Here is a 20,517-nt window from a genome sequence, read left to right on the forward strand (position 1 = left end):
TTGGATTGGCTGGGTGCTTTGCACCTTCCTGTGGCGGTTCGACAGGAGCCATCTTGCGACTGGAAGCGACTATGCTCCGGGTGAATTCACCAGGAGCGCGGTAGCATTCGTTGGGGTCAGAATCCTTAATCCTACCAACCGGAGCATGCTGTGACGCAAGAAGCCTTATTCGGGCTGCCGCGTGATGTGGTCTTTTGCAAGAAATGCGTCATCTCGAACCAGAGACCGAGCTCGACTGTCGAGTTCAGCAGCGACAAGGACGATAAAAAACGAACGATCGCATTCGCAGACGGGCTCTGTTCGGCCTGTGCCTACGCCCAGGAGAAGGAGTGCAATATCGACTGGGCAGAGCGCGAAAAGAAGCTCATGGCCTTATTGGCGCGGTTTAGGCGCAATGATGGCCGCTATGATGTGATTGTGCCCGGAAGCGGCGGCAAAGATAGCGCCTACACGGCACATGTCCTCAAATACAAGTTTGGTATGAACCCGCTCACGGTGACTTGGGCGCCGCACATGTATACCGAGATCGGGTGGAGGAATTTCAATAATTGGATGCATGTGGGCGGACTCGATAACGTCCTCTACACGCCGAACGGACGGCTCCACCGCCACTTGACGGGGCTCGCGTTCAGGAACCTCTTGCATCCCTTCCAGCCATTCATCATTGGCCAGCGCATTATCGGTCCCGCGATGGGCGCGAAGTTCGGTGTGCCGCTGGTGATGTACGGTGAGAATCAAGCCGAATACGGAAACAAGGTCGACGACAATAAGCTGCCGACCATGGACCCGGCTTTCTTCTCGGCCGGAGACGCGCTCGATATGAAATTCGGTGGGGTCGCCATGCGCGACATCATCGCTGGCGGCGACTACACGCTCGGTGATTTCATGCCCTACATCCCACCGGCGCGAGAGACGTTGGAGAAAGCCGGCACCGAGGTCCACTACCTAGGCTACTACCTCAAGTGGGACCCGCAGGAATGCTACTACTACGCCGTGGAGCATACGGGATTTCAGGCCAATCTCGAGCGCACCGAAGGTAGCTACTCGAAGTACAGCAGCATCGATGACCGGATAGATCCGTTTCACTACTATACGACACTCATCAAGTTCGGACTCGGCCGCGCGACCTATGACGCGGCACAGGAAATCCGCAACGGCAAGATCACGCGGGAGGAAGGGGTCAACCTCGTACACAAGTTCGACCAGGAGTTTCCCAAGAAGTACTTCGAGGAGTTCCTCGAATACGTCGACATCTCCGAGCAGGATTTCTGGGCGACCGTCGATCGATTCCGTTCCCCCCATCTTTGGGAGCAGGATGGCAACAAGTGGCGCCTCAGGCACCAAGTGAGCTGAGAAAGTGGCATGCCCGAGATTGAAGTCAATGGACGCAAGATTGGCGCTTCACACCCGCCGCTGGTGATCGCGGAAATCGGCATCAACCACGAAGGCAGCTTCGACAAGGCTGTCCGCATGGTGGATGACGCGCTGGCGGCCGGGTGCGAATGTGTGAAGTTCCAGTATCACGTGGTCGAAGACGAGATGATTCCCAACGACGTCGTGCCGGGTAACGCGACCGAGTCTATCTGGGACATCATGGTGCGCTGTGCGCTTTCGCGGGAAGAAGAGCGCAGGCTCAAGGACTATGTCGAACAGCGCGGACTGATCTATCTGAGCACCCCATTCTCACGCGCTGCCGCCAACGAGCTCGAGACGTTAGGTGTCGCATGGTACAAAATCGGCTCCGGCGAGTGTAACAACTATCCGCTCATTCGCCACGTTGCCGGCTTTGGCAAGCCGGTCGTGATCAGCACGGGCATGAACGACCTCAATTCAATTGGCCATTCAGTCGAAATATTGCGCGCCGCGGGCGTCCCGTTTGGTCTGCTCCACTGCACGTCGATGTATCCGACGCCCTATGACAAAGTGCGGCTCGGCGCCATCGCCGAATTGGCAGCAGCTTTCCCCGATGCGGTGCTCGGCCTCTCTGACCATTCGCTCGGCCCCTACACCTGCTTTGGCGCCGTGGCTCTTGGCGCGTCGATCGTCGAGAAGCACTTCACGTCAAGCTTTGACTGGCCGGGTCCAGACATTCCGATTTCCGTTGATCCGCTTCAGCTTTCAGAATTGGTCAAGGGGTCGAGAGCGATCCACGCCGCACTTGGTGGCAACAAGCAAATCCTGCCTGAGGAACAGCCCACCATCGATTTCGCTTACGCTTGTGTCGTCACCACCCGCTCCGTGTCTGCGGGCGAAGTTTTCAGTGCGGACAATATCTGGGTGAAGCGTCCCGGCACCGGCGAGATTAAGGCGTTGGATTATGAGACCGTGCTTGGACGCGCGGCGGTGCGCAACTTGCCAGCAAACGCTCAGGTGTCGTGGGGCGACACGGAAGTCGCCGACGCAGGCAAATGACATCCCGCAACCGGCGACTGAGGGTCTTGCATCTGGCCAGCTTCGCTGGAAACATCGGCGATGTAGCAAACCATGCTGGCGCCCGCCGCATGCTCGGCGAGCATTTGGATTTCGCGTTAGAATATACTGAGCTTGAGATCCGCGAGTTCTATTGGACGAAGCGTCCGTTCGATGATGCCTTCGTCGACTACGCTAACACGTTCGATCTGCTTCTGATCGGCGGCGGAAACTATTTCGAGCTCTGGGTGGAGAGGTCGGCGACGGGGACCTCGATAGACATCTCACCTCAATGCCTCGCGCGATTGAAAGTGCCGACCCTATTCTTCGCTATCGGCGTAGACATCGGTCAGGGGTATAGCAAAGCTACGGCGCAGCGCTTCGACGACTTCATCTCCGAGGTCCTTGCCCGCAGCGATATGTTTGTATGCGTCCGCAACGATGGCTCCTCTAAAGCTTTATGCGAGGTGCTGGGAGCGGCCCGAGCACAGACTATCCCGGTTCTCCCCGACGGTGGTTTCTTTGCCGTCCCGAGTCCCGATGTGGCTGCAGAGCGGCCAGCGTCACGTCGGATCGGAATAAATATCGCCGGCGACATGCTCGAACGCAGGTTCAACGCGGAGTTGTCGGCCGGCGAGTTTCTCAAGGAACTCGCTTCCGCCTGCACCACACTTCTGGATGCCGACCCTACGCTGGGCATCGACTTGCGGGCGCACATCTGGCGCGACGTTGCCCTGCTCGCGGAGCTGATGTCGCTCTTGCCCGACCGATACCTCAGGCGCCGTATCTTCGTTGGCCAGTTGGTGCCTTCGCGCGAGGGGCTTGATGATTTCCTCGACAGTTATGGGGCTTTCGATCTGGTGCTCGGCATGCGCTTTCACGCCAACGTATGTCCGCTCGGCATGGGAGTTCCGGCGCGTGGCCTGCTCAACTATCCCCAAGTCGCGCTGCTATATGAGGAGCTGGAGATGACGGATCGTCTCGTCGATGTGCGTCATCCTGGCTGCGGGGTTGCGATCGCGGATGCCGTAGTCGCCGACCTTGCCAACTTGGCCCCTTTGCGTCGCCGGTGTCTTTCGCTTAGGGCCGGTTTGGACGCGCAGGCCTGCGACACCCTCGCGTCCATAAATACCTGGCTGCACGCTGGGTTGCGGTGAGCACGTGGAAGTACTGTTCTTCACACCACATGCGGCGTTGTGGCCGCACACGGCACCCGAAGCCTACCTGGCGCGAGCGCTTGCCGAATACGGTCACGAGATCCGCTATCTATCGTGCGGAAAAGCCCAATCATACTGTTCGGTGATGACAGCGCGACGCATTCCAGCGGGTGGTGCGGCCGAAACGCGGCATCGCGTGTGCTCGGATTGCACGGCGGCCGCGGCCGCTATTGCGAGAGTCTATAGATTTCCTCTCGATATGTTGATCGACTTCATAAGCGCCGAGGAGCGCGCCGCCTGTGAAGCGACAGCGGCGAGGGCAGTGGCGGCGAGATCGCTCGATACCACCTCGATGGGACTGAACATCGGGCGCATCGCACTTTACGAGTTCACTCTGACGCACAAGAAGATGTCCACCGACCTCACCGAGACTCAATGGGAGGAGTACGGAATCATCTTAGCCAACGCGCTCGTCTCGCTCACAGCCTTTGCCGCGCATTTGCGTAAGCATCGGCCGCAAGCGATTGTCGCGTTCAGTCCGCAATATTCGAATATCAATTCCTGCATGCAGCACGCTATCAAGCAGGGCGTGCGTGTGCTGTTCATAGAGAGCGGCACCAATCTGAGCCACCGGCTCGGCACTATGCGTGTATGGGACTGGAAGGTTCACAAGCTGGTCAATCCCGCCCTCACTTACTGGGGCTCGAGCAGCGACAATCCGCTGACGGCAGAAGCCGCTGCAAGCGTCACCGGTCATTTCAGGCAATTGCTCACCGGCTCGCATTTCGCCGTGTTCTCGGCGCCCTATGCTGGCACGAGAGGAATACGCGAACGCTGGGGCATCAAGCCGGGACAACGCGTTCTGTTGCTAACGCTCTCCAGCTACGACGAGGCTTACGCTGCGCTCTTGATCGGCGCTTTTCCGGAGCAGAAGGTTTTTAGCGACGTCTTCCGCACACAGGCCGACTGGTTGCGTGCGACGATCCAATGGGCGGCTTCACGCCCCGATCTTTTTGTCGTGATTAGGGTGCACCCACGCGACTTTCCCAACAAGCGGGAAAGTTTTCGGTCTGAGCAATCATACATGCTGGAGGATTTGCTGGCCGACACGCCATCAAACGTGCACGTCAACTGGCCCGGTGAGAACGTCTCTCTATACGAGTTGCTGGAAGACACGGACGCTGTTCTTACGGGCTGGTCTGTCACGGCGATGGAGGCACTGGTGCTTGGGATCCCCGTCGTCACCTATGACGCGAGGCTCCCCTCGTATCCTCCCGATATCATGTACACCGGTCGCAGTGCAGACGAGTATTTCGATAACATCGACCGCGCTTTGTCCGACGGTTGGCGGCTCGAGAATGCAGTGAACGGGTTCCGTTGGCTCGGATACAATTTCGTTACCTGCACGACGCCGGTATCGCAAACATTCGGACGACAGGAGAGTCGCCAAATCTCCTATATCGGACGCCTGTGGATGCGGATAAAAGGGCGCTTTCCGCAGCTGGATAATAGCATCGATCTGCTCAACTGGCGTGACGCTCTGCCGGGTGCGCAGTTTGTCTCGGATATGCTAGAGCGCGGCTATGACGCGCTCCCACCTGCAAAGCGGGCACGTCTGGGTAATCCCGCAACGACGGATGACCTTGCGACAGTGATGGCGGGTCTCAAAGAGCTCCATGACATGTTGAACGCCTCCGCCCCGCTGCCTGACGACAAACCGGGTCTATCACGCAACATTCGTCGCGCGCTTGCGAACAATGGCGTTGCCCCATGAAGAAAGTTCTCTTTCTGACTGGGACGCGTGCAGATTTCGGCAAGCTGAAGCCTCTCATCCAATCCTGTGATGCGGCGGGTCAGTTCGAGACTGCAGTGTTCATCACGGGAATGCATACGCTCGCCCGCTATGGCTATACCGTGGATGAAGTTTATCGCACGCTGCCCGAGCATCGGCTCCGCGACGGCACCCGCAGCGTCTACGTGTACCACAATCAAGTTCAAGGAGAGCCCATGGAACGGGTTCTCGCCAACACGATCGAGGGGCTTTCCCGCTACGTCACCGAGTTCCGGCCGGACCTGATCGTTATCCATGGCGACCGCGTGGAGGCGCTTGCAGGCGCAATCGTCGGCGCTCTGCGCAATATTCTGGTTGCGCACGTGGAAGGGGGCGAAGTGTCGGGTACGGTCGATGAACTCATCCGGCATGCGGTTACGAAAATGTCCCACCTTCACTTCGTAGCGAACAACGAGGCATGCCGGCGCCTGCTCCAGCTCGGCGAGATCGCCAAAACCATTCACGTTGTCGGCTCGCCAGACATCGATCTGATGTTGTCAGAATCGTTGCCGGATCTTGCCGAGGTCAAACGCTACTACGATGTCCCCTTTGACGCGTACGGCATCGCGATGTTCCATCCTGTCACGACCGATCTCGAAGATACCGGGCGCTCGGCGCGGGCGATGGTCGATGCACTGCTCGCGAGCGGGCGCGAGCATGTCGTCATCTACCCCAACAACGATGAGGGCTGCGAGCTCATCTTCGACGCCTACAAGCAGCTCGAGACTTGCGCGGCGATCAAAATGCTGCCGTCGATGCGGGTGGAGTATTTCCTTGTTCTGCTCCGCAACGCGCGCTATCTGGTCGGGAATTCCAGCGCGGGGATACGAGAATGTCCCGTATTCGGCATACCCGCCGTCAATATCTCGACGCGGCAAAACGGACGCGCCGACGCCAAGTGTATCGTGAACGTGGCGGGACAACGCGACGCCATACTCGGCGCGATAGACCAAATTTGGCGTGAAAACACTCGCTACGAGCCTGACATGCAATTCGGCGCCGGCAACAGCGCCGAACGTTTCATAGCAGCGCTGCGGCAGCCCGACTTCTGGAATGTCTCCACGCAAAAGACGTTCAACGATATCTGAGTGGCGTGACGGGTCGTGCAAAGGTTGATCGCCAGATTGGACGTGAAGAACGGGATCGTCATCAAGGGCATTCACCTTGAGGGTCAGCGCCGCATCGGTGCGCCGGTGGAGCTTGCAGCAAACTACTATGCGCAGGGCGTCGACGAGGTGCTGTTCATGGACTCGGTCGCCAGCCTATATGGGCGTAGCAATCTATTCGATACGATAACCGAAGCGTGCAAGCAGGTGTTCGTGCCGATAACCATCGGTGGTGGCCTGCGCAGCGTCGAGGACGTGGAGCTTGCGCTGGCCGCTGGTGCCGACAAAGTGGCGGTGAACAGCGCGCTCGTGCGTACGCCGGAGCTGGCGACCCAGATCGCGACGCTCTATGGCCGCCAGTGCCTAGTGGCGTCCATAGAGGCTAAGCGCGTCGCGAGCGGCTGGGAAGCCTACATCAGCAACGGTCGTGAGCCGACTGGTCGTGACGTTCTTGATTGGGTTCGCGAGCTTGAGCGGCGGGGAGCGGGCGAGATTCTGCTGACGTCGGTTGATCAAGAAGGAACGCAGCGCGGCTTTGATATCGAGCTCTGCGAGGCTGTTGAGAAAGCCGTACGCATTCCTATTGTTGCCTCGGGAGGAGCGGGCAAGGTGCGGCATCTGTCACAGCTTGATCAGACGGTGCACCTGCAGGGCATCGCGATCGCGTCTTTGCTGCACTATGGAAAGGCCACGGTGGCGGAGCTGAAGTCGGCCCTCTCGGACGCTCACGCGAGGAAGTGGGTTGGTGCGTGCTCGCAATAATTGACTATGGCCTAGGCAATGTTCGCAGCGTCCTGAACGCCCTTGAGCACATCGGCGCGAAAGCTTCCATCACGCGTGACGCAGCAGTTCTCAAAAGCGCCGACGGTCTCATTCTACCTGGCGTTGGCGCATTCGGCGCCGGCATGAGTCGCTTGCGGCAATACGGTCTCGCTGACTTGATCACGCGGATGGTGGGTGAGGGACGACCACTCCTCGGGATCTGCCTTGGATTTCAAATGCTGATGCGTTCGAGCACGGAGGATGGCGAGACCGAGGGGCTCCACCTGATGCCGCATCCGGTCGTAAGGTTGCCGGTCGAAGCCCGTCTGCCCCACTATGGCTGGTCGCAGGTCATCTCTGAATCACGCGAGAAGGCTCCCGCCCTCATGAAGGGACTGGAAGGAGATTGGTTCTACTTCGTGCATAGCTACGGTGTCGTTCGGCCCCAGGCGCCAATGGTTGGCGGAATTACCCGGTACGATGGTTGTGAGCTCCTTGCGCTGGTCGAGCATGGGAATGTTTTCGGCACCCAGTTCCATCCGGAGAAGAGCGGCGAGGCGGGTCTCGAGATGCTCCGCAATTTCGTGGATTTGGTGCGGTGACGGCTGACGGACATACAGGCAAGGGCTATCTGGCGATCGTGACCGCGCGGGCCGGCAGCAAACGCCTGCCGGGAAAAAATGTCAGGGATCTGTGCGGCAAGCCGCTCTTCGTATGGTCTGTGGCGTCAGCATTGGATTGTCCCGAGATTGCACGGGTCATCGTGACCACCGACTCCCGGGAATATCAGAGCATCGCCCGCGAGGCGGGCGCGGATTGCCCGTGGCTACGCGATGCGGCTCTGGCGGCCGACAGCAGTACAAGTGCGGATGTGGTGCGTGATGTGCTGGACCGGCTCGGTGCCGAATCGGCCACCTACAAAGGTCTCGTTCTCTTACAGCCGACTTCCCCATTGCGGACCGCCGCCGATATTTCGGCCGCGATAGCCTTGCGAGAGTCGCACGGCGCATCGGCGGTCGTGTCAGTCAGTGAAGCTGAATGTCCACCCGCCTGGGTGGGACGGATCCCGGAAAACCTATGCATGGACGGATTTCGGAGTTCCGCCCCCGCTGGAAACGCAGGCGGCGGGACGTGGTGGCGGCTAAACGGTGCCGTCTATGTCATCGGCATTGCCGATTTCCTAAGTGCGCACGATTTCATGCCGCAAGGCACATTGGCTTACCAGATGCCGCGCGAGCGTTCCGTTGATGTCGATACCGAGTTCGATCTTGAACTCGCTCGGCTTCTGATGAGCAGAAATAGACGCGGGTCGTAATGCACTCTGAGACCTCCTTCCGCAGTGTGATCGCGAGATGCTGGCGCCTTCTGTCGCGCAGAAGACGCATCCAGGTGTTCATGCTTCTTGTTCTCATGATCGCGTCCACCTTCGCAGAGGTTCTGAGCATCGGCGCCGTGCTGCCGTTTCTGAGCGTTCTGGTCAAGCCGCAAATGGTCTTCAACCACCCAGCGGCCCAACCCGTGATCAGCGCTCTTGAAATCACCGAGCCGAGGGGCCTACTGCTCCCGATCACGGCATTTTTCTGCATCGTTGTAGTTGGGGCGACCGTAACGCGGCTCGCGCTCATGCTGGCGCAGACCCGTTTTGGCGCCGCGCTCGCCACCGATTTCAGTATTGCAGCTTACAATCGAACGCTTTTTCAGCCCTACGCGACCCACGTTTCCAAGAACAGCAGCGAAGTCATTGCGGGCGTGAACAAGGCCGGTCACCTTGGCGAGGCGCTTGTCACGCCGTGCCTTGTCATCCTGAGTTCGAGCTTCCTGTTGGCGACCATCCTGGCGTTGCTCGTATGGGCCCAGCCGATCGTGGCGATCAGCGCATTTGGGGGATTTGGCCTGATCTATGCCGGAATAACCTTATTGGCGCGTCATCGTTTGGCGGCCGAGGGTCAGGTCATCAATCGCGAGTCGGGCCGCATGATAAAGGCGCTGCAGGAAGGGCTGGGAGGGATTCGCGACGTTCTCATTGATGGAAGCCAACACGTCTATACCGGTCTTTTTCGCGGCTCGGTCGCTCCCCTCCATCACTCCAGCGCAAATATCCTGATCATCAGCCAGAGCCCGCGCTACGCCGTCGAAGGATTAGGCGTCGTGTTGGTGGCCATCATCACTTTCTTTCTGGCCAGTAGAGGCGAGGGATTCTACGACGCGATTCCGATCCTGGGAGGGCTGGTCGTGGGCGCACAGCGTATGCTGCCGGCTATCCAGCAAGCATATTCCTCCTTTACGTTCCTTCGGGGCCGGCTCCCGCTGACCGCTGATGCGCTGAGCGTACTGGAGCAGCCACTTCCCGCCTTTGCTCAACAGCCTCCGCCGGCACCCATTCCGTTCAAGCGGACAATCAGGCTGGATGGTCTGAGGTTCCGCTACACGATAGAAAGACCATGGGTCTTGGATGGTCTTGATCTTACAATCAAAAGGGGGGAGATGGTGGGGTTCGTGGGGGTCACGGGCGCGGGAAAAAGCACTCTTATTGACATCATCATGGGCCTGCTCGAACCAACGGAAGGATCGCTGCTAGTCGACGGCGAACGTATCTCAACTGACAATCAGCGTGCGTGGCAAGCACATATTTCGCACGTGCCACAAGCCATCTACTTGGCGGACGGGACAATCGCTGAGAACATTGCATTCGGCGTGTTGCCGCATGAAATTGACTTCGGGCGCGTCAAGGTCGCTGCGCGTATGGCGCAGATAGCCGACACGATTGAGGCCTGGGACTCTAAGTACGACACCGCCGTCGGCGAACGGGGTGTCCGCCTCTCGGGCGGACAGCGTCAGCGGATAGGCATAGCGCGCGCACTCTACAAGCGTGCCGATGTCATCATCCTCGACGAGGCCACCAGCGCGCTCGATAACGAAACGGAGCAGTCAGTCATGGCGGCCATAGATGGGTTTGGCGCTGAGGTTACGATTATCATGATTGCCCACCGTTTGACCTCACTCAGGAATTGCGATCGCTTGGTCGAGCTTGCGAATGGAAGGATCGAGCGCATCGGAAGCTACAGCGAGATTGTGGAGAACGCTGTCGCTATTTCCGGGCATTGATGGAGTTGACCCTGCAGCGATAGCGCAGGCTTCTGGGAACAAAGATGAACATTGCAGTGATCCCGGCGCGCGGTGGTAGCAAGCGGATACCTGGAAAGAACATCAAGATGTTCTCCGGCAAGCCGATGATCGCCTACGCCATCGCTGCCGCCCGCTCGTCCGGCCTTTTCAAGCACGTCATCGTATCCACGGACGACGATGCCATCGTGCGGGTCGCCCAAGACCTGGGAGCTGAGGTGCCCTTCCGCAGACCTACAAACCTTGCTGACGACCACACCCCTACGGTTCCCGTCATTGCCCACGCCATCGAGGCGTGCGCGAGCCTAGGCTGGAAAATCGACAACGTCTGCTGCATTTATCCTGCCGTTCCCCTTATTGACGTGGGGGATTTGCGCGCGGCTCTGGAACTCCTTACCGCGTCCGGAGCCGAGTACAGCTTTCCGGTTGCGGCGTTCCCGTCGGCGATTCAGCGCGCGTTGAAGCTGAGCAGTTCCGGACTTGTTGCTTCCTACTTTCCTGAGTTCGAACTCGTGCGCACACAGGATCTCGAGCCCGCCTTCCACGACGCGGGCCAATTCTATTGGGGAGGGCGCGACGCTTGGCTCAATAATCCTCGGGTACACAAGAGTGGGGCTGCTCTCGTAATACCGGCTTGGCGTGTTGTTGACATCGACACACCTGAGGACTGGGTGCGTGCCGAGATGCTACACCGCGCCATAACATCCTGGACACACCCCGCACAGGCCGACCAATGAACGAGCAGGAAAACTTCTGGGCCACCAAGTACGCCCGCGAATATATTGAGAACAACGCGAGCTTCGACCACGAGCGCGGCGTTGAGGCTTGGCGGGAGATGCTTGGTAAGGCTACCAACCTCGCATCCATCCTTGAATGCGGCTGCAATATCGGGCGCAACATCGAGTTCCTGAATGTACTGCTGCCCGACGCTTCGAAGTCGGTTATCGAGATCAGCCAACCTGCGTTCGAGTATGTGACGCGACGGCATGCGTTGGCGTACGCGTTCAATGGGTCGATCGAGGCATCCGATCTCGACGACACGTTCGACCTCGTCTTCACCATGGGTGTCCTCATTCACATTCACCCGGACGACCTGCTGAAGACCATGCAGAAAATGTTTGCCTATTCCAGCAAGTACATTTTGTTGGGCGAGTATTTCAATCGGACCCCTGTCATGCTGGAATATCGCGGCGAGCAAAACAAGTTGTTCAAACGCGACTTCGGAAAGCTATTCGTTGAAAACTTCCAGGTCGAAATAGTCGACTACGGGTTCCTGTGGGGTCACGTCTACGATGCGGCAGGCTTCGACGACATTACCTGGTGGCTGTTTCGCAGACGGGAGCAGGAATAAGTGCGGGACTAGTGAGCTCTCGCGTCTCGCATGAATGGTTCCTAAATATGATCGCGATCATCGACTACGGCATGGGCAATGTCCGCTCGGTTCTCAACGCCTGCGAGAGCCTTGGGGTTACGACCGAAGTCACGAGCGATCCCGAGCGGCTGGCCGCAGCCAATGGACTGATCCTCCCCGGCGTAGGCGCCTTTCCCGACGGCATGAAGGCCCTTCGGGAGCGCGATCTCGTTCGCGTCCTGAACCGAGAGGTGATCGAGTGCCGGAAACCGGTGCTTGGAATTTGCCTCGGCATGCAGATGTTCGCGTCGCAGGGGACGGAACATGGCGACCATGAGGGCCTCGGCTGGATAAAAGGGGTGGTGACGCTCATGGACGTGCCTGCGGGGCTACCGGATGTACGCCTGCCGCACATCGGGTGGAATACTGTGCACTTCACCAAGAGCGATGGAATGTACGCCGGGACGTCAAAGGAAGCCGATTTCTATTTCGTGCATAGCTACGTGCTGGTGCCGGACGATCCGACCGTCGTGAGCGGCGAATGCGAGCACGGCGCTCGTTTCGTTGCCAGTGTTCAGCACGAGAATATCTGGGCCACCCAATTCCACCCCGAGAAGAGCCACAAGAACGGCCTGGCGCTGTTGGGCAACTGGTTCAAGAGCGCCGGCGTATGCTGAAGCCGCGCCTTATTCCGGTTCTCCTGCTGCAGAATGGGCATCTCGTGCGCAGCGAGCTCTTCAACATCCACCAAATTATCGGCAACCCGGTCCACGAGGCCGAGCGGTTCAATCATTGGGGAGTCGACGAGCTGATCTATCTCGACATCAGCAGATCGGATGAATACGACCTTCGTCGCGACGACCAGAAGGTGCGTCACCTGAACACCATTACCCGTATCCAGGAAGCCGTGAGCCGCACCTGCTTCATACCCTTGACGTGGGGCGGGCGTATCCGGACGCTCGATGACATGGCTTCCGCGTTCGCTCACGGCGCCGACAAGGTAGCCGTCAACTCGCAAGCACTCCGCACCCCCGAGTTGATCGCGCAGGCTTCGATACGATTCGGCAAGCAGGCCATCGTCGTAAGCATCGATGTGCTGCGTCACGGCGACGGCCGATGGGAGGTGTTCATCGACTGCGGTCGGACGCCGACGGGGCGGGATCCAGTCGATTGGGCGATCGAAGCGGAGAGGCTTGGCGCCGGCGAGATCCTCCTCCAGAGCATCAATCGCGATGGAACAGGCGACGGTTACGACCTCGACCTAATTCGTGCGGTCGCTGGCGCAGTTCGCATACCGTTGATTGCCTGCAGCGGCGTTGGCCGCTACGAAGACTACGCGGATGGCCTGCGCTCAGGTGCTGCCGCCGTGGCGGCCGCCAACATCTGGCATTTCAAGGAAATGGCGGACCGCGGGGGAAAGCGGGCCCTCGTCAGGGCCGGCTTCAACGTGCGTATCTGAAAGGTGCCGGTATGACCGCTGCAGACGCTGCCTTCAGCCGATCTTTGGGGATCAATCCGATGAAGTACTGCTCGCGATGCGTTGTGCCAGGCATGTCGGCAGTGCCGTTGACGTTCGATGACAAGGGGGTCTGCTCGGGGTGCCGCGTATCCGACACCAAGGCTACAATAGATTGGGACAAACGAGGGCGCCTATTGAGGGAACTCGTAGACGAATATCGGACGAGTTCCAACTACGATATCGTCATTCCGGTCAGTGGCGGCAAAGACAGCTACTACCAGACGCACGTCGCCACCAAGGAGCTCGGCCTCAAGGCGCTGCTCGTCACATATCATGGCAACAACTACTTGCCCGAAGGCGAGTACAATCTGCAGCGGATGCGGGAGGTTTTCGATGCGGATCACATCATCGTTCGCCCGTCGGTGGAAGCGCTTAAAAAGATGAATCGTCTTGGGTTCAGAATTCAAGGCGATATGAATTGGCATGCACATTGCGGTATTTTCAGCGCTCCGATCCAGGTGGCGCTCCGCTACAAGGTTCCACTCATCATGTGGGGCGAGCACGGTTTCCTCGATCTTGGGGGAATGTACTCGCTGAACGATTTTGTGGAGTTCACCGCAAAACACCGTCTTGAGCATCTCCTTCGCGGGTATGATTGGTATGACTTCACCGACGAGGGGCTCGAGAAACTGGGTAGACCCGAAGCCAAGGAGGGCTTGACTGCCAAAGACCTGCTTTGGGCAAAATATCCTTCAGACGAAGAAATCGACAGCATTGGAGTGCGGGGTATCTACCTTGGCAACTTCGTCAATTGGGACGGCAACAGCAATGCGGAGCTCGTGGCGGCCAAGTACGACTGGAAAGCCTCCGAAGTTCCCTTTGAGCGCACCTATCGCCTCGCCTCGAACCTCGACGACATGCATGAGAACGGAATTCACGATTATCTGAAGTTCGTCAAATTCGGGTATGGGCGCGCGACCGATCACTCGTGCAAAGATATCCGTTCGGGGCGCATGACCCGAGATGAAGGCATTGCCATGGTGCGCAAATACGATCATGTGAAGCCGCGCCGAGACCTCGAGCGCTGGCTGACTTATGTGGACATGAGCGAGGAGGAGTTTGATCGCGTCTGCGATACTTTCCGCGACCCGCGCGTGTGGCGCATAGAGGATGGTTACTGGGTGAAAGACAACGTCTGGGGCGAGCCGAGCCAGTATGGCAAGGCGCACGTCGCATAAGCTTGGGAACGTGACGCCATGGCCCTGACCGAAAACGAGATCCGGCCCGACGATCTGATGGCCGGACAGGCGGAGCGGTTTGCGAACGATGTTCGCCGGCTGAACGAGCGGAAGGGCGAGTTTGTCGTCGCGCCTTGCCCCGCCTGTGGTGGCGAGGAGTTCGAGCCTCGTTTCGGCAAGTACGGCATGTCGTACGTCGATTGCACGCGATGCGGTACGCTCTATGTGTCGCCGCGTCCGCCCCCATCGGTCCTGGACTGGTACTACGCCAATTCGGAGAACTACGCCTACTGGAACCAGTATATTTTCCCGGCTTCGGAGAATGCCCGGCGGGAGAAGATTTTTCGGCCGCGGGCCAAACGCCTAGCGGAGGCGTGCCGCAAATATGATGTCGGCCGTGGGATGCTGATCGAGGTCGGCGCGGGATTTGGGACGTTCGCCGACTGCGTGCGCGACCTCCAGATATTCGATCGTCTGGTTCTCGTCGAGCCGACGCCCGGTCTTGCCGCGACGTGTCGCGCGAAGGGGTTCGAGGTTGTGGAGAAGCCAGTCGAGCACATCGACCTCTCCAAATACCAGGCCGATGTCGTGGCGAGCTTCGAGGTGATTGAGCATCTCTTTTCGCCATTAGAGTACCTAAGAGCTTGCTACAGCGTGCTGCGGCCCGGCGGCATTGTAATGCTCTCCTGCCCCAACTCGCGCGGCTTCGACATCGAGGTTTTGCAGGAGAACGCGAGCGCGGTGGATGTCGAGCACCTGAATTATTTCCATCCTGCTTCCCTCTCCCATCTCGCGCAACGTTGCGGGTTCGACGTCCTCGAAACATCGACCCCAGGTGAACTCGACGCCGAGATCGTTCGGAAGAGAGTCCTCTCGGGGGATTTCAGTCTCGCAGGCGACCGTTTCTTGCAGCGCGTCCTGATCGATGAGTGGGACCGTCTCGGCGCAGCTTTCCAGCGGTTCTTGGCCGAAAATCAATTCTCGGGACACTTGACCCTGATTGGCCGGAAGCCCGTTTCCACCTAAGTGCCGCCGGAGATCGAACTCTGAATGACGAAACTACTGCTCTCCTCGTCGTTGCGCGTCCTCACCGAAGCAGTCAGCGCCCTAGAGCGTGAGGGCGATGTCGAGGAAACGATCTTGGCCACCTTCGGCGCGCCGCACGGAGAGTATGAAGGCTGGGAACACATCGACCACGCGTTGCTCCTCCAGTCTGGCCTGAACGGGACCTTCGAAGGCGTCGATCTCAGATATCTGTCCGTGAATCTGCTTGAAAGCGCCGCGCCGGCGGAAAAGTACATCTACCAAATGATGGATCGGGTTGATCCCCTAAAGAACCAGACGCATGCCCAGAGGCGATTTCTCTACCATTATCTCCTCTGCTACTGGGCCGCGACGCTCGAAGCAAAGAAGCCAGACGCCGTTCTGTTCGGCAGCGCGCCCCACGAGGTTTCGGACTTCGTTCTGTATGCGATTTGCAAGAGCCGAGACATACGAACGTTGATATTCAACTACACCCGGCTTCCGGGCATATGCTTCCTCGGCGTGGACTTTAGCCCGAGTGGCATAATTCCCTCTGGCAGTGACGGGACGCTCGCGCACTCTGCGGCGGTCGACGACTACGTCGCAAAGCTTCAGAAGGATTACGCGACAGCAATTCCGACGGACGCCAAAGAGATTCTGCATAATTTCGAAAGCGAAGCCGAACAGAGTAGGCCGAGGTTGGGCAACCTAAAGACCCTCGCTGGCCGGGTGCTCAACATGGGACGCGCCGGGCTGGCGTTGCTCGCCGAGTTCCAGATGGAGAAGATCAAGGAGTTTGCGCAGCACAGGCTAAACGGGGCGGAGTGGAGTGCAATAAAATTGGAATACGCCGTGCGGGCAAGCGCGTTCAAGAAGCCGAGACGCTACGTTTATTTTTTGCTGAACTTCCAACCTGAAAGCACCACGAGCCCGCTTGGCCGCAGGTTCGTCGACCAGTACCTGGCTGTTGCCATGATCGCCAAGTTCCTTCCGGCGGATTACGCGATTGTCGTGAAAGAGCACCCGGTCCAGTTCGTAAATTTCAGTCACTACAATCACATTGGCAGAGACAAGAATTACTATGGACGCCTCGCGAGAATACAGGGCGTGACGTTTGCTCCATTTGAAGCCGATCACTTCGAGCTGTTGGATGGCTCAATGTGCGTCGCCAGCGTAAACGGTACCGTGGGCTGGGAAGCTGTGGTGAGGAAGAAGCCGGCGATGGTGTTCGGGGAGGCATGGTACCAAGATGCACCAGGCGTTCTCAAGGTCGAGTCCGACGAAGACTGCGCGCGGGCGATCACGCAAATGCTCGGCGGTGTCGTGATCACGGACGATATGATCAGGGGCTTTCTCGAAGGCTTCATGGCCAATTGCTCGCGGTTGTCTTTGAATGAAGAAGATGCCCGAATTGCTGGTGTGCCATTCGATTTCGACGAGAACGTCGCCGAAGCTAAGAGAATGATCAGACGTGGTCTCCGGGCCGTGCCTCGGTCGTCCGCCAGCCACTCAATCTGACTTCCGCAGCAGCCATCTCCTCCGATGGTGCATTCTAGGAGTGCAGCACAACGTCGCGAACCGCAGCCATCACGACGTTCTGCTCATCGTCAGACATTCGAGAGAAGAGGGGCAACGATATCGCTCCGGCGTAGTACGCCTCTGCCGACGGGCAGTAGCCGATCTCGAACCCAAGCCGGCGATAGACCGGCTGCGTGTACACGGGGATATAGTGGACATTCACTCCAATGCCGCGAGATCGAAGCTCGGCAAAGATGCGCGCGCGCTGCTCCGCTTCGACAACGATGGGGTAGAGATGGAACGAGGAGTTTCCATCGGGATGCTGGTAGGGCAGCCTTATCGGCAAATCGGCCAACTCGCGATTGTAGGTCGCCGCCAGCTTCCTTCGGCGCGCCACGAAATCATCGAGCCGCCGCATCTGGCTGCAACCAAGGGCGGCCTGCATGTCCGTAATGCGGTAGTTGAATCCGAGCTCGAGCATCTCGTAGTACCACGCACCCTGGCTCGCGCTCTCCATTCGTTGGGGATCGCGGGTGATACCGTGCGTACGCAGCTCCGCCAACGCGGTCGCCAGGAATGGGTCGCTCGTTGTGACCATCCCACCTTCCCCAGTCGTCACGATCTTGACCGGATGAAAGCTAAAAACACAGAGATCGGAGTGGTCGCAACTCCCCACCTTGCGCGACATATATTCCGCACCGACGGCATGGGACGCGTCCTCGATCACCCGGAAGCCGAACTCCTTCGCCAGCCTTCTAATCTCCTGCATCTCGCACGGCTGACCGGCGAAATGAACGACGGTGACAATATCCGGCAACCGGCCACCGCTTGCTCTGACCGCAGCGAGCCTCTCGCGCAGCCGCTGAACTGATATGCAATACGTGTTTGGATCGATATCGACGAAATCGACATCGGCGCCACAGTACAAAGCGACATTCGCAGTGGCCACAAACGTATTGGGCACCGTCCAAAGCAGGCCGCCGCTCTTCAGACCGAGGGCCTTCACTGCCAGATGCAGGCCCGCAGTCGCGCTGGAGACAGCGACAGCATGAGCAGCACCGCAGTACACCGCGAACGTCGTCTCGAACTCTTGAATCGACGGCCCTTGGGTGAGCCAGTCTGACCGCAGGACTTTGACAACGGCGTCTATATCCGCCTCGTCGATATCCTGCCTCCCGTACGGAATCACTGAACGCCCTCTAGCAACTCGCGGATTTGCGCGACCGACAGCACGTCAGGATTGGTTCCAGAATTGTACTCGAAATCTGCCTCGACGGGGCGACCCTCCTCGCCTAGCGCGTTTTGAACGTAATTGGGATGTTCCTGGAACACGATGCTTGGCTGAATGACGAAATGATCGCGGAATTCGAGGGTCAAATGTGAATCGTCCCGCGGGCACATAACTTCGTGAAGCTTCTCGCCGGGCCGGATGCCAACAAGGGTCTGCTCCGCGTCTGGGGCAATGGCCAAGGCTAGGTCCACGACCCGAGCCGACGGAATGCGCGGCACGAAAATCTCGCCTCCGTACATGCGTGCAAAGGACTTCAGCACGACCTCCACACCCTGCGGCAGGGTGATCCAAAAGCGGGTCATCCTCGGGTCGGTGATAGGAAGAGCTTTTGCGCCTTCGCTGAGGTGCTTTCTGAAAAGCGGCACGACCGATCCGCGCGAACCGACGACGTTTCCATATCGCACGACCGCGAACCGCGTATTGCGCGGCCCGACCATATTGTTGGCGGCGGTGAAAAGCTTATCCGATGCCAATTTCGTCGCACCGTACAAGTTGATCGGATTGGCCGCCTTGTCGGTTGACAGCGCAATAACCTTGGATACCCCTGTTTCCAGAGCGGCATAGATGACATTCTCCGCCCCGTGGATATTGGTCTTGATGCATTCGAGGGGATTGTACTCGGCGATGGGGACGTGCTTCAGCGCCGCTGCGTGAATGACGTAGTCCACGCCATCGAAGGCTCTGACCAGCCGGTCGCGCTCGCGCACGTCTCCAATGAGGAAACGGACGATGGGCGAAGACAGCTCGCTCGCCATCTCAAATTGCTTCAGCTCGTCACGCGAAAGGATCACGATCTTTCTCGGACGCCCCTCCCGCAGCAACGTTTTGGTCAACTCCCGGCCGAAGGACCCTGTGCCCCCGGTCACGAGGACGACCTTGTCGTTGAACATATCGATCGTTGGATTCACCGGCGTTGTTCTCTGCCTTGATCAGGGCCAAACGTGAGCTGTCGCAGCATCGAGCGGGATGCGGCGGTCGAGATCGACACTTATTCCAGCCCTAGGGAAAGGTTGGGACCGAGTACAAGATTCGACGGTAGTCCCGTCGGAGGTGACGTTTATGGCAATCGCTCGTGTTGTTCAATCGATTCGAATACTTGCTTAATTACGACGCTTAGAGGACGACGTCCCACGAAACGGCCGTACCTTTTGCCAGATCGCGCTTCGCGCGGGCGCCAAGCACGACGTTGTAGAATTTCGGCGGCAAGCCGAAGCCGGGCCGGATGATGCGAAGGTTGCGCGTCGAGAACACATCTCCCGATCGCATGTCCTCGGCCACGTAGAGCGAACGCCGGTACGCCAGCGACGACACCTCGTTGGCACTGGGTCCGAAAAACACCTTTCCAAGCGATTCGAACGCCTGGCGTGTCTCACGGACCAGCTGCGCGAGTTCGGCAGGCTCTAGCGAAAACGCGGCGTCCACGCCGCCTTCGGCCCGCGACAAGGTTAGGTGCTTTTCGATGACGGAAGCACCGAGCGCAACCGCGGCGACCGACACTCCGATACCTAGCGTGTGATCCGATAGGCCGACCTCGCATTGAAACGCCGTTTTCAGCTCCGGAATGGAAAGAAGGTTCGAGTCGGCCGGGGTTGCCGGGTAGGTGCTGGTGCACTTGAGCAGCACCAGATCCCTGCAGCCTGACGACCTCGCTGCAGTGACAGCGTCATGGATCTCTCCGATCGTCGCCATCCCCGTCGAGATAATGACCGGCTTGCCGGTGGCGGCGACTCTGGCAATCAGCGGCAGGTGCACGTTTTCGAAGGAGGCAATCTTGTAGGCCGGCACATCTAGCGCCTCAAGGAAATCGACGGCTGTCTCGTCGAACGGCGTCGAGAAGACCACGAGTCCGTGCTGACGGGCACGTTGCATGATAGGCCCGTGCCACTCCCATGGCGTATGGGCCTCTTGGTACAGGTCGTGCAGCGTTCGACCCGACCACGGGGTATTGCCTTTGACGACGAAGTCAGACGCATTGACGTCGATTGTGAGGGTGTCGGCGGTATAGGTCTGCAGTTTTACCGCATGAGCGCCGCTCGCGGCCGCCGCATCGACCAGCAACAGCGCACGATCCAGTGAGCCCTTGTGATTGCCGGACATCTCGGCGATGACAAAAGGGGGATGGCCGGCACCTATCCGCGCCGACTCGATCACAATCGATCCAGTGGTCATTTCGAGCACCTAGTTTTCTTGCGCAGGATTATCTCGAATCGCTCGCCGAACAAGTCGAAGAAGCTCCGCGCGCATGCAGG

At 58.8% G+C, this 20,517-nt stretch carries 19 protein-coding genes; 16 read left to right on the top strand and 3 right to left on the bottom strand.

Features of this window, described 5'->3' with window-relative positions:
* Positions 1 to 150: 150 nt before the first annotated feature.
* From GIW81_RS10010 to GIW81_RS10085, 16 genes are all read left to right on the top strand, one after another.
* Positions 151 to 1,353: an N-acetyl sugar amidotransferase gene (locus tag GIW81_RS10010; RefSeq protein WP_324614962.1), complete on the top strand. Its 1,203-nt coding sequence runs from the start codon at positions 151 to 153 to the stop codon at positions 1,351 to 1,353.
* Between the two features lie 9 nt (positions 1,354 to 1,362).
* Positions 1,363 to 2,412, top strand: coding sequence for an N-acetylneuraminate synthase family protein (locus tag GIW81_RS10015; RefSeq protein WP_154739057.1), 1,050 nt, complete (start codon positions 1,363 to 1,365; stop codon positions 2,410 to 2,412).
* 26 nt (positions 2,413 to 2,438) lie between these two features.
* Positions 2,439 to 3,566, top strand: a complete 1,128-nt coding sequence (locus GIW81_RS10020; protein ID WP_195930499.1) for a polysaccharide pyruvyl transferase family protein — start codon at positions 2,439 to 2,441, stop codon at positions 3,564 to 3,566.
* A gap of 4 nt (positions 3,567 to 3,570) precedes the next feature.
* Entirely contained in the window at positions 3,571 to 5,340 is a 1,770-nt protein-coding gene (locus GIW81_RS10025; protein ID WP_154739059.1) for a glycosyltransferase family protein, read from the top strand.
* Positions 5,337 to 6,485: a UDP-N-acetylglucosamine 2-epimerase gene (gene neuC / locus GIW81_RS10030; protein WP_154739060.1), complete on the top strand. Its 1,149-nt coding sequence runs from the start codon at positions 5,337 to 5,339 to the stop codon at positions 6,483 to 6,485. Before GIW81_RS10025 ends, neuC begins: the two co-directional genes overlap by 4 nt.
* 15 nt (positions 6,486 to 6,500) lie before the next feature.
* A complete protein-coding gene (gene hisF, locus GIW81_RS10035) occupies positions 6,501 to 7,265 on the top strand; it encodes an imidazole glycerol phosphate synthase subunit HisF (protein ID WP_324614963.1) in 765 nt (254 codons plus the stop codon).
* Complete coding sequence (hisH, locus tag GIW81_RS10040; RefSeq protein ID WP_154739061.1) at positions 7,253 to 7,867, top strand: imidazole glycerol phosphate synthase subunit HisH; 615 nt, start codon at positions 7,253 to 7,255, stop codon at positions 7,865 to 7,867. Before hisF (GIW81_RS10035) ends, hisH (GIW81_RS10040) begins: the two co-directional genes overlap by 13 nt.
* Positions 7,864 to 8,580 carry an acylneuraminate cytidylyltransferase family protein gene (locus GIW81_RS10045; RefSeq protein ID WP_154739062.1) on the top strand — a complete coding sequence of 239 codons (717 nt, stop codon included), beginning with the start codon at positions 7,864 to 7,866 and terminating at the stop codon, positions 8,578 to 8,580. The genes hisH (GIW81_RS10040) and GIW81_RS10045 overlap by 4 nt, the downstream gene beginning before the upstream one ends.
* 80 nt (positions 8,581 to 8,660) lie before the next feature.
* The gene (locus GIW81_RS10050) at positions 8,661 to 10,370 is read left to right on the top strand and encodes an ABC transporter ATP-binding protein (protein ID WP_229309255.1); all 1,710 of its coding nucleotides are present in this window, start codon (positions 8,661 to 8,663) and stop codon (positions 10,368 to 10,370) included.
* 44 nt (positions 10,371 to 10,414) lie between these two features.
* Positions 10,415 to 11,125, top strand: coding sequence for a pseudaminic acid cytidylyltransferase (gene pseF / locus GIW81_RS10055; RefSeq protein ID WP_154739063.1), 711 nt, complete (start codon positions 10,415 to 10,417; stop codon positions 11,123 to 11,125).
* Positions 11,122 to 11,739 carry a pseudaminic acid biosynthesis-associated methylase gene (locus GIW81_RS10060; protein ID WP_154739064.1) on the top strand — a complete coding sequence of 206 codons (618 nt, stop codon included), beginning with the start codon at positions 11,122 to 11,124 and terminating at the stop codon, positions 11,737 to 11,739. The genes pseF and GIW81_RS10060 overlap by 4 nt, the downstream gene beginning before the upstream one ends.
* A gap of 47 nt (positions 11,740 to 11,786) precedes the next feature.
* Entirely contained in the window at positions 11,787 to 12,416 is a 630-nt protein-coding gene (hisH, locus tag GIW81_RS10065) for an imidazole glycerol phosphate synthase subunit HisH (protein WP_154739065.1), read from the top strand.
* Complete coding sequence (gene hisF, locus GIW81_RS10070; RefSeq protein ID WP_154739066.1) at positions 12,410 to 13,198, top strand: imidazole glycerol phosphate synthase subunit HisF; 789 nt, start codon at positions 12,410 to 12,412, stop codon at positions 13,196 to 13,198. Before hisH (GIW81_RS10065) ends, hisF (GIW81_RS10070) begins: the two co-directional genes overlap by 7 nt.
* An 11-nt stretch (positions 13,199 to 13,209) precedes the next feature.
* Positions 13,210 to 14,436, top strand: a complete 1,227-nt coding sequence (locus tag GIW81_RS10075) for an N-acetyl sugar amidotransferase (protein WP_210251924.1) — start codon at positions 13,210 to 13,212, stop codon at positions 14,434 to 14,436.
* Between the two features lie 18 nt (positions 14,437 to 14,454).
* Positions 14,455 to 15,462: a class I SAM-dependent methyltransferase gene (locus GIW81_RS10080; protein ID WP_154739067.1), complete on the top strand. Its 1,008-nt coding sequence runs from the start codon at positions 14,455 to 14,457 to the stop codon at positions 15,460 to 15,462.
* 24 nt (positions 15,463 to 15,486) lie between these two features.
* Positions 15,487 to 16,977 carry a capsular polysaccharide export protein, LipB/KpsS family gene (locus GIW81_RS10085; RefSeq protein ID WP_154739068.1) on the top strand — a complete coding sequence of 497 codons (1,491 nt, stop codon included), beginning with the start codon at positions 15,487 to 15,489 and terminating at the stop codon, positions 16,975 to 16,977.
* Positions 16,978 to 17,011: 34 nt separating this feature from the next.
* Here the strand turns inward: GIW81_RS10085 and pseC are convergent, their stop codons facing one another.
* The 3 genes from pseC to pseI all read right to left on the bottom strand — a co-directional run bounded on the left by pseC (position 17,012) and on the right by pseI (position 20,437).
* Positions 17,012 to 18,166: a UDP-4-amino-4,6-dideoxy-N-acetyl-beta-L-altrosamine transaminase gene (gene pseC, locus GIW81_RS10090; protein WP_324614964.1), complete on the bottom strand. Its 1,155-nt coding sequence runs from the start codon at positions 18,164 to 18,166 to the stop codon at positions 17,012 to 17,014.
* Positions 18,163 to 19,158 (bottom strand): UDP-N-acetylglucosamine 4,6-dehydratase (inverting), encoded by a 996-nt coding sequence (gene pseB, locus GIW81_RS10095; protein ID WP_154739633.1) that lies wholly within the window; start codon positions 19,156 to 19,158, stop codon positions 18,163 to 18,165. The genes pseC and pseB overlap by 4 nt, the downstream gene beginning before the upstream one ends.
* Positions 19,159 to 19,381: 223 nt before the next feature.
* Entirely contained in the window at positions 19,382 to 20,437 is a 1,056-nt protein-coding gene (gene pseI, locus GIW81_RS10100; protein WP_154739634.1) for a pseudaminic acid synthase, read from the bottom strand.
* Between the last annotated feature and the right edge of the window lie 80 nt (positions 20,438 to 20,517).

This window comes from Hyphomicrobium album, from assembly GCF_009708035.1.
Classification (GTDB): domain Bacteria; phylum Pseudomonadota; class Alphaproteobacteria; order Rhizobiales; family Hyphomicrobiaceae; genus Hyphomicrobium_A; species Hyphomicrobium_A album.

Coding starts and splice junctions, on each gene's coding strand:
- hisF (WP_154739066.1), top strand. CDS start 12,410: ATGCTGAAGCCGCGCCTTATTCCGGTTCTCCTGCTGCAGAATGGGCAT.
- GIW81_RS10015 (WP_154739057.1), top strand. CDS start 1,363: ATGCCCGAGATTGAAGTCAATGGACGCAAGATTGGCGCTTCACACCCG.
- GIW81_RS10060 (WP_154739064.1), top strand. CDS start 11,122: ATGAACGAGCAGGAAAACTTCTGGGCCACCAAGTACGCCCGCGAATAT.
- pseF (WP_154739063.1), top strand. CDS start 10,415: ATGAACATTGCAGTGATCCCGGCGCGCGGTGGTAGCAAGCGGATACCT.
- neuC (WP_154739060.1), top strand. CDS start 5,337: ATGAAGAAAGTTCTCTTTCTGACTGGGACGCGTGCAGATTTCGGCAAG.
- hisH (WP_154739065.1), top strand. CDS start 11,787: ATGATCGCGATCATCGACTACGGCATGGGCAATGTCCGCTCGGTTCTC.
- pseB (WP_154739633.1), bottom strand. CDS start 19,158: ATGTTCAACGACAAGGTCGTCCTCGTGACCGGGGGCACAGGGTCCTTC.
- GIW81_RS10075 (WP_210251924.1), top strand. CDS start 13,210: ATGACCGCTGCAGACGCTGCCTTCAGCCGATCTTTGGGGATCAATCCG.
- GIW81_RS10080 (WP_154739067.1), top strand. CDS start 14,455: ATGGCCCTGACCGAAAACGAGATCCGGCCCGACGATCTGATGGCCGGA.
- GIW81_RS10085 (WP_154739068.1), top strand. CDS start 15,487: ATGACGAAACTACTGCTCTCCTCGTCGTTGCGCGTCCTCACCGAAGCA.
- GIW81_RS10050 (WP_229309255.1), top strand. CDS start 8,661: ATGCTTCTTGTTCTCATGATCGCGTCCACCTTCGCAGAGGTTCTGAGC.
- pseI (WP_154739634.1), bottom strand. CDS start 20,437: ATGACCACTGGATCGATTGTGATCGAGTCGGCGCGGATAGGTGCCGGC.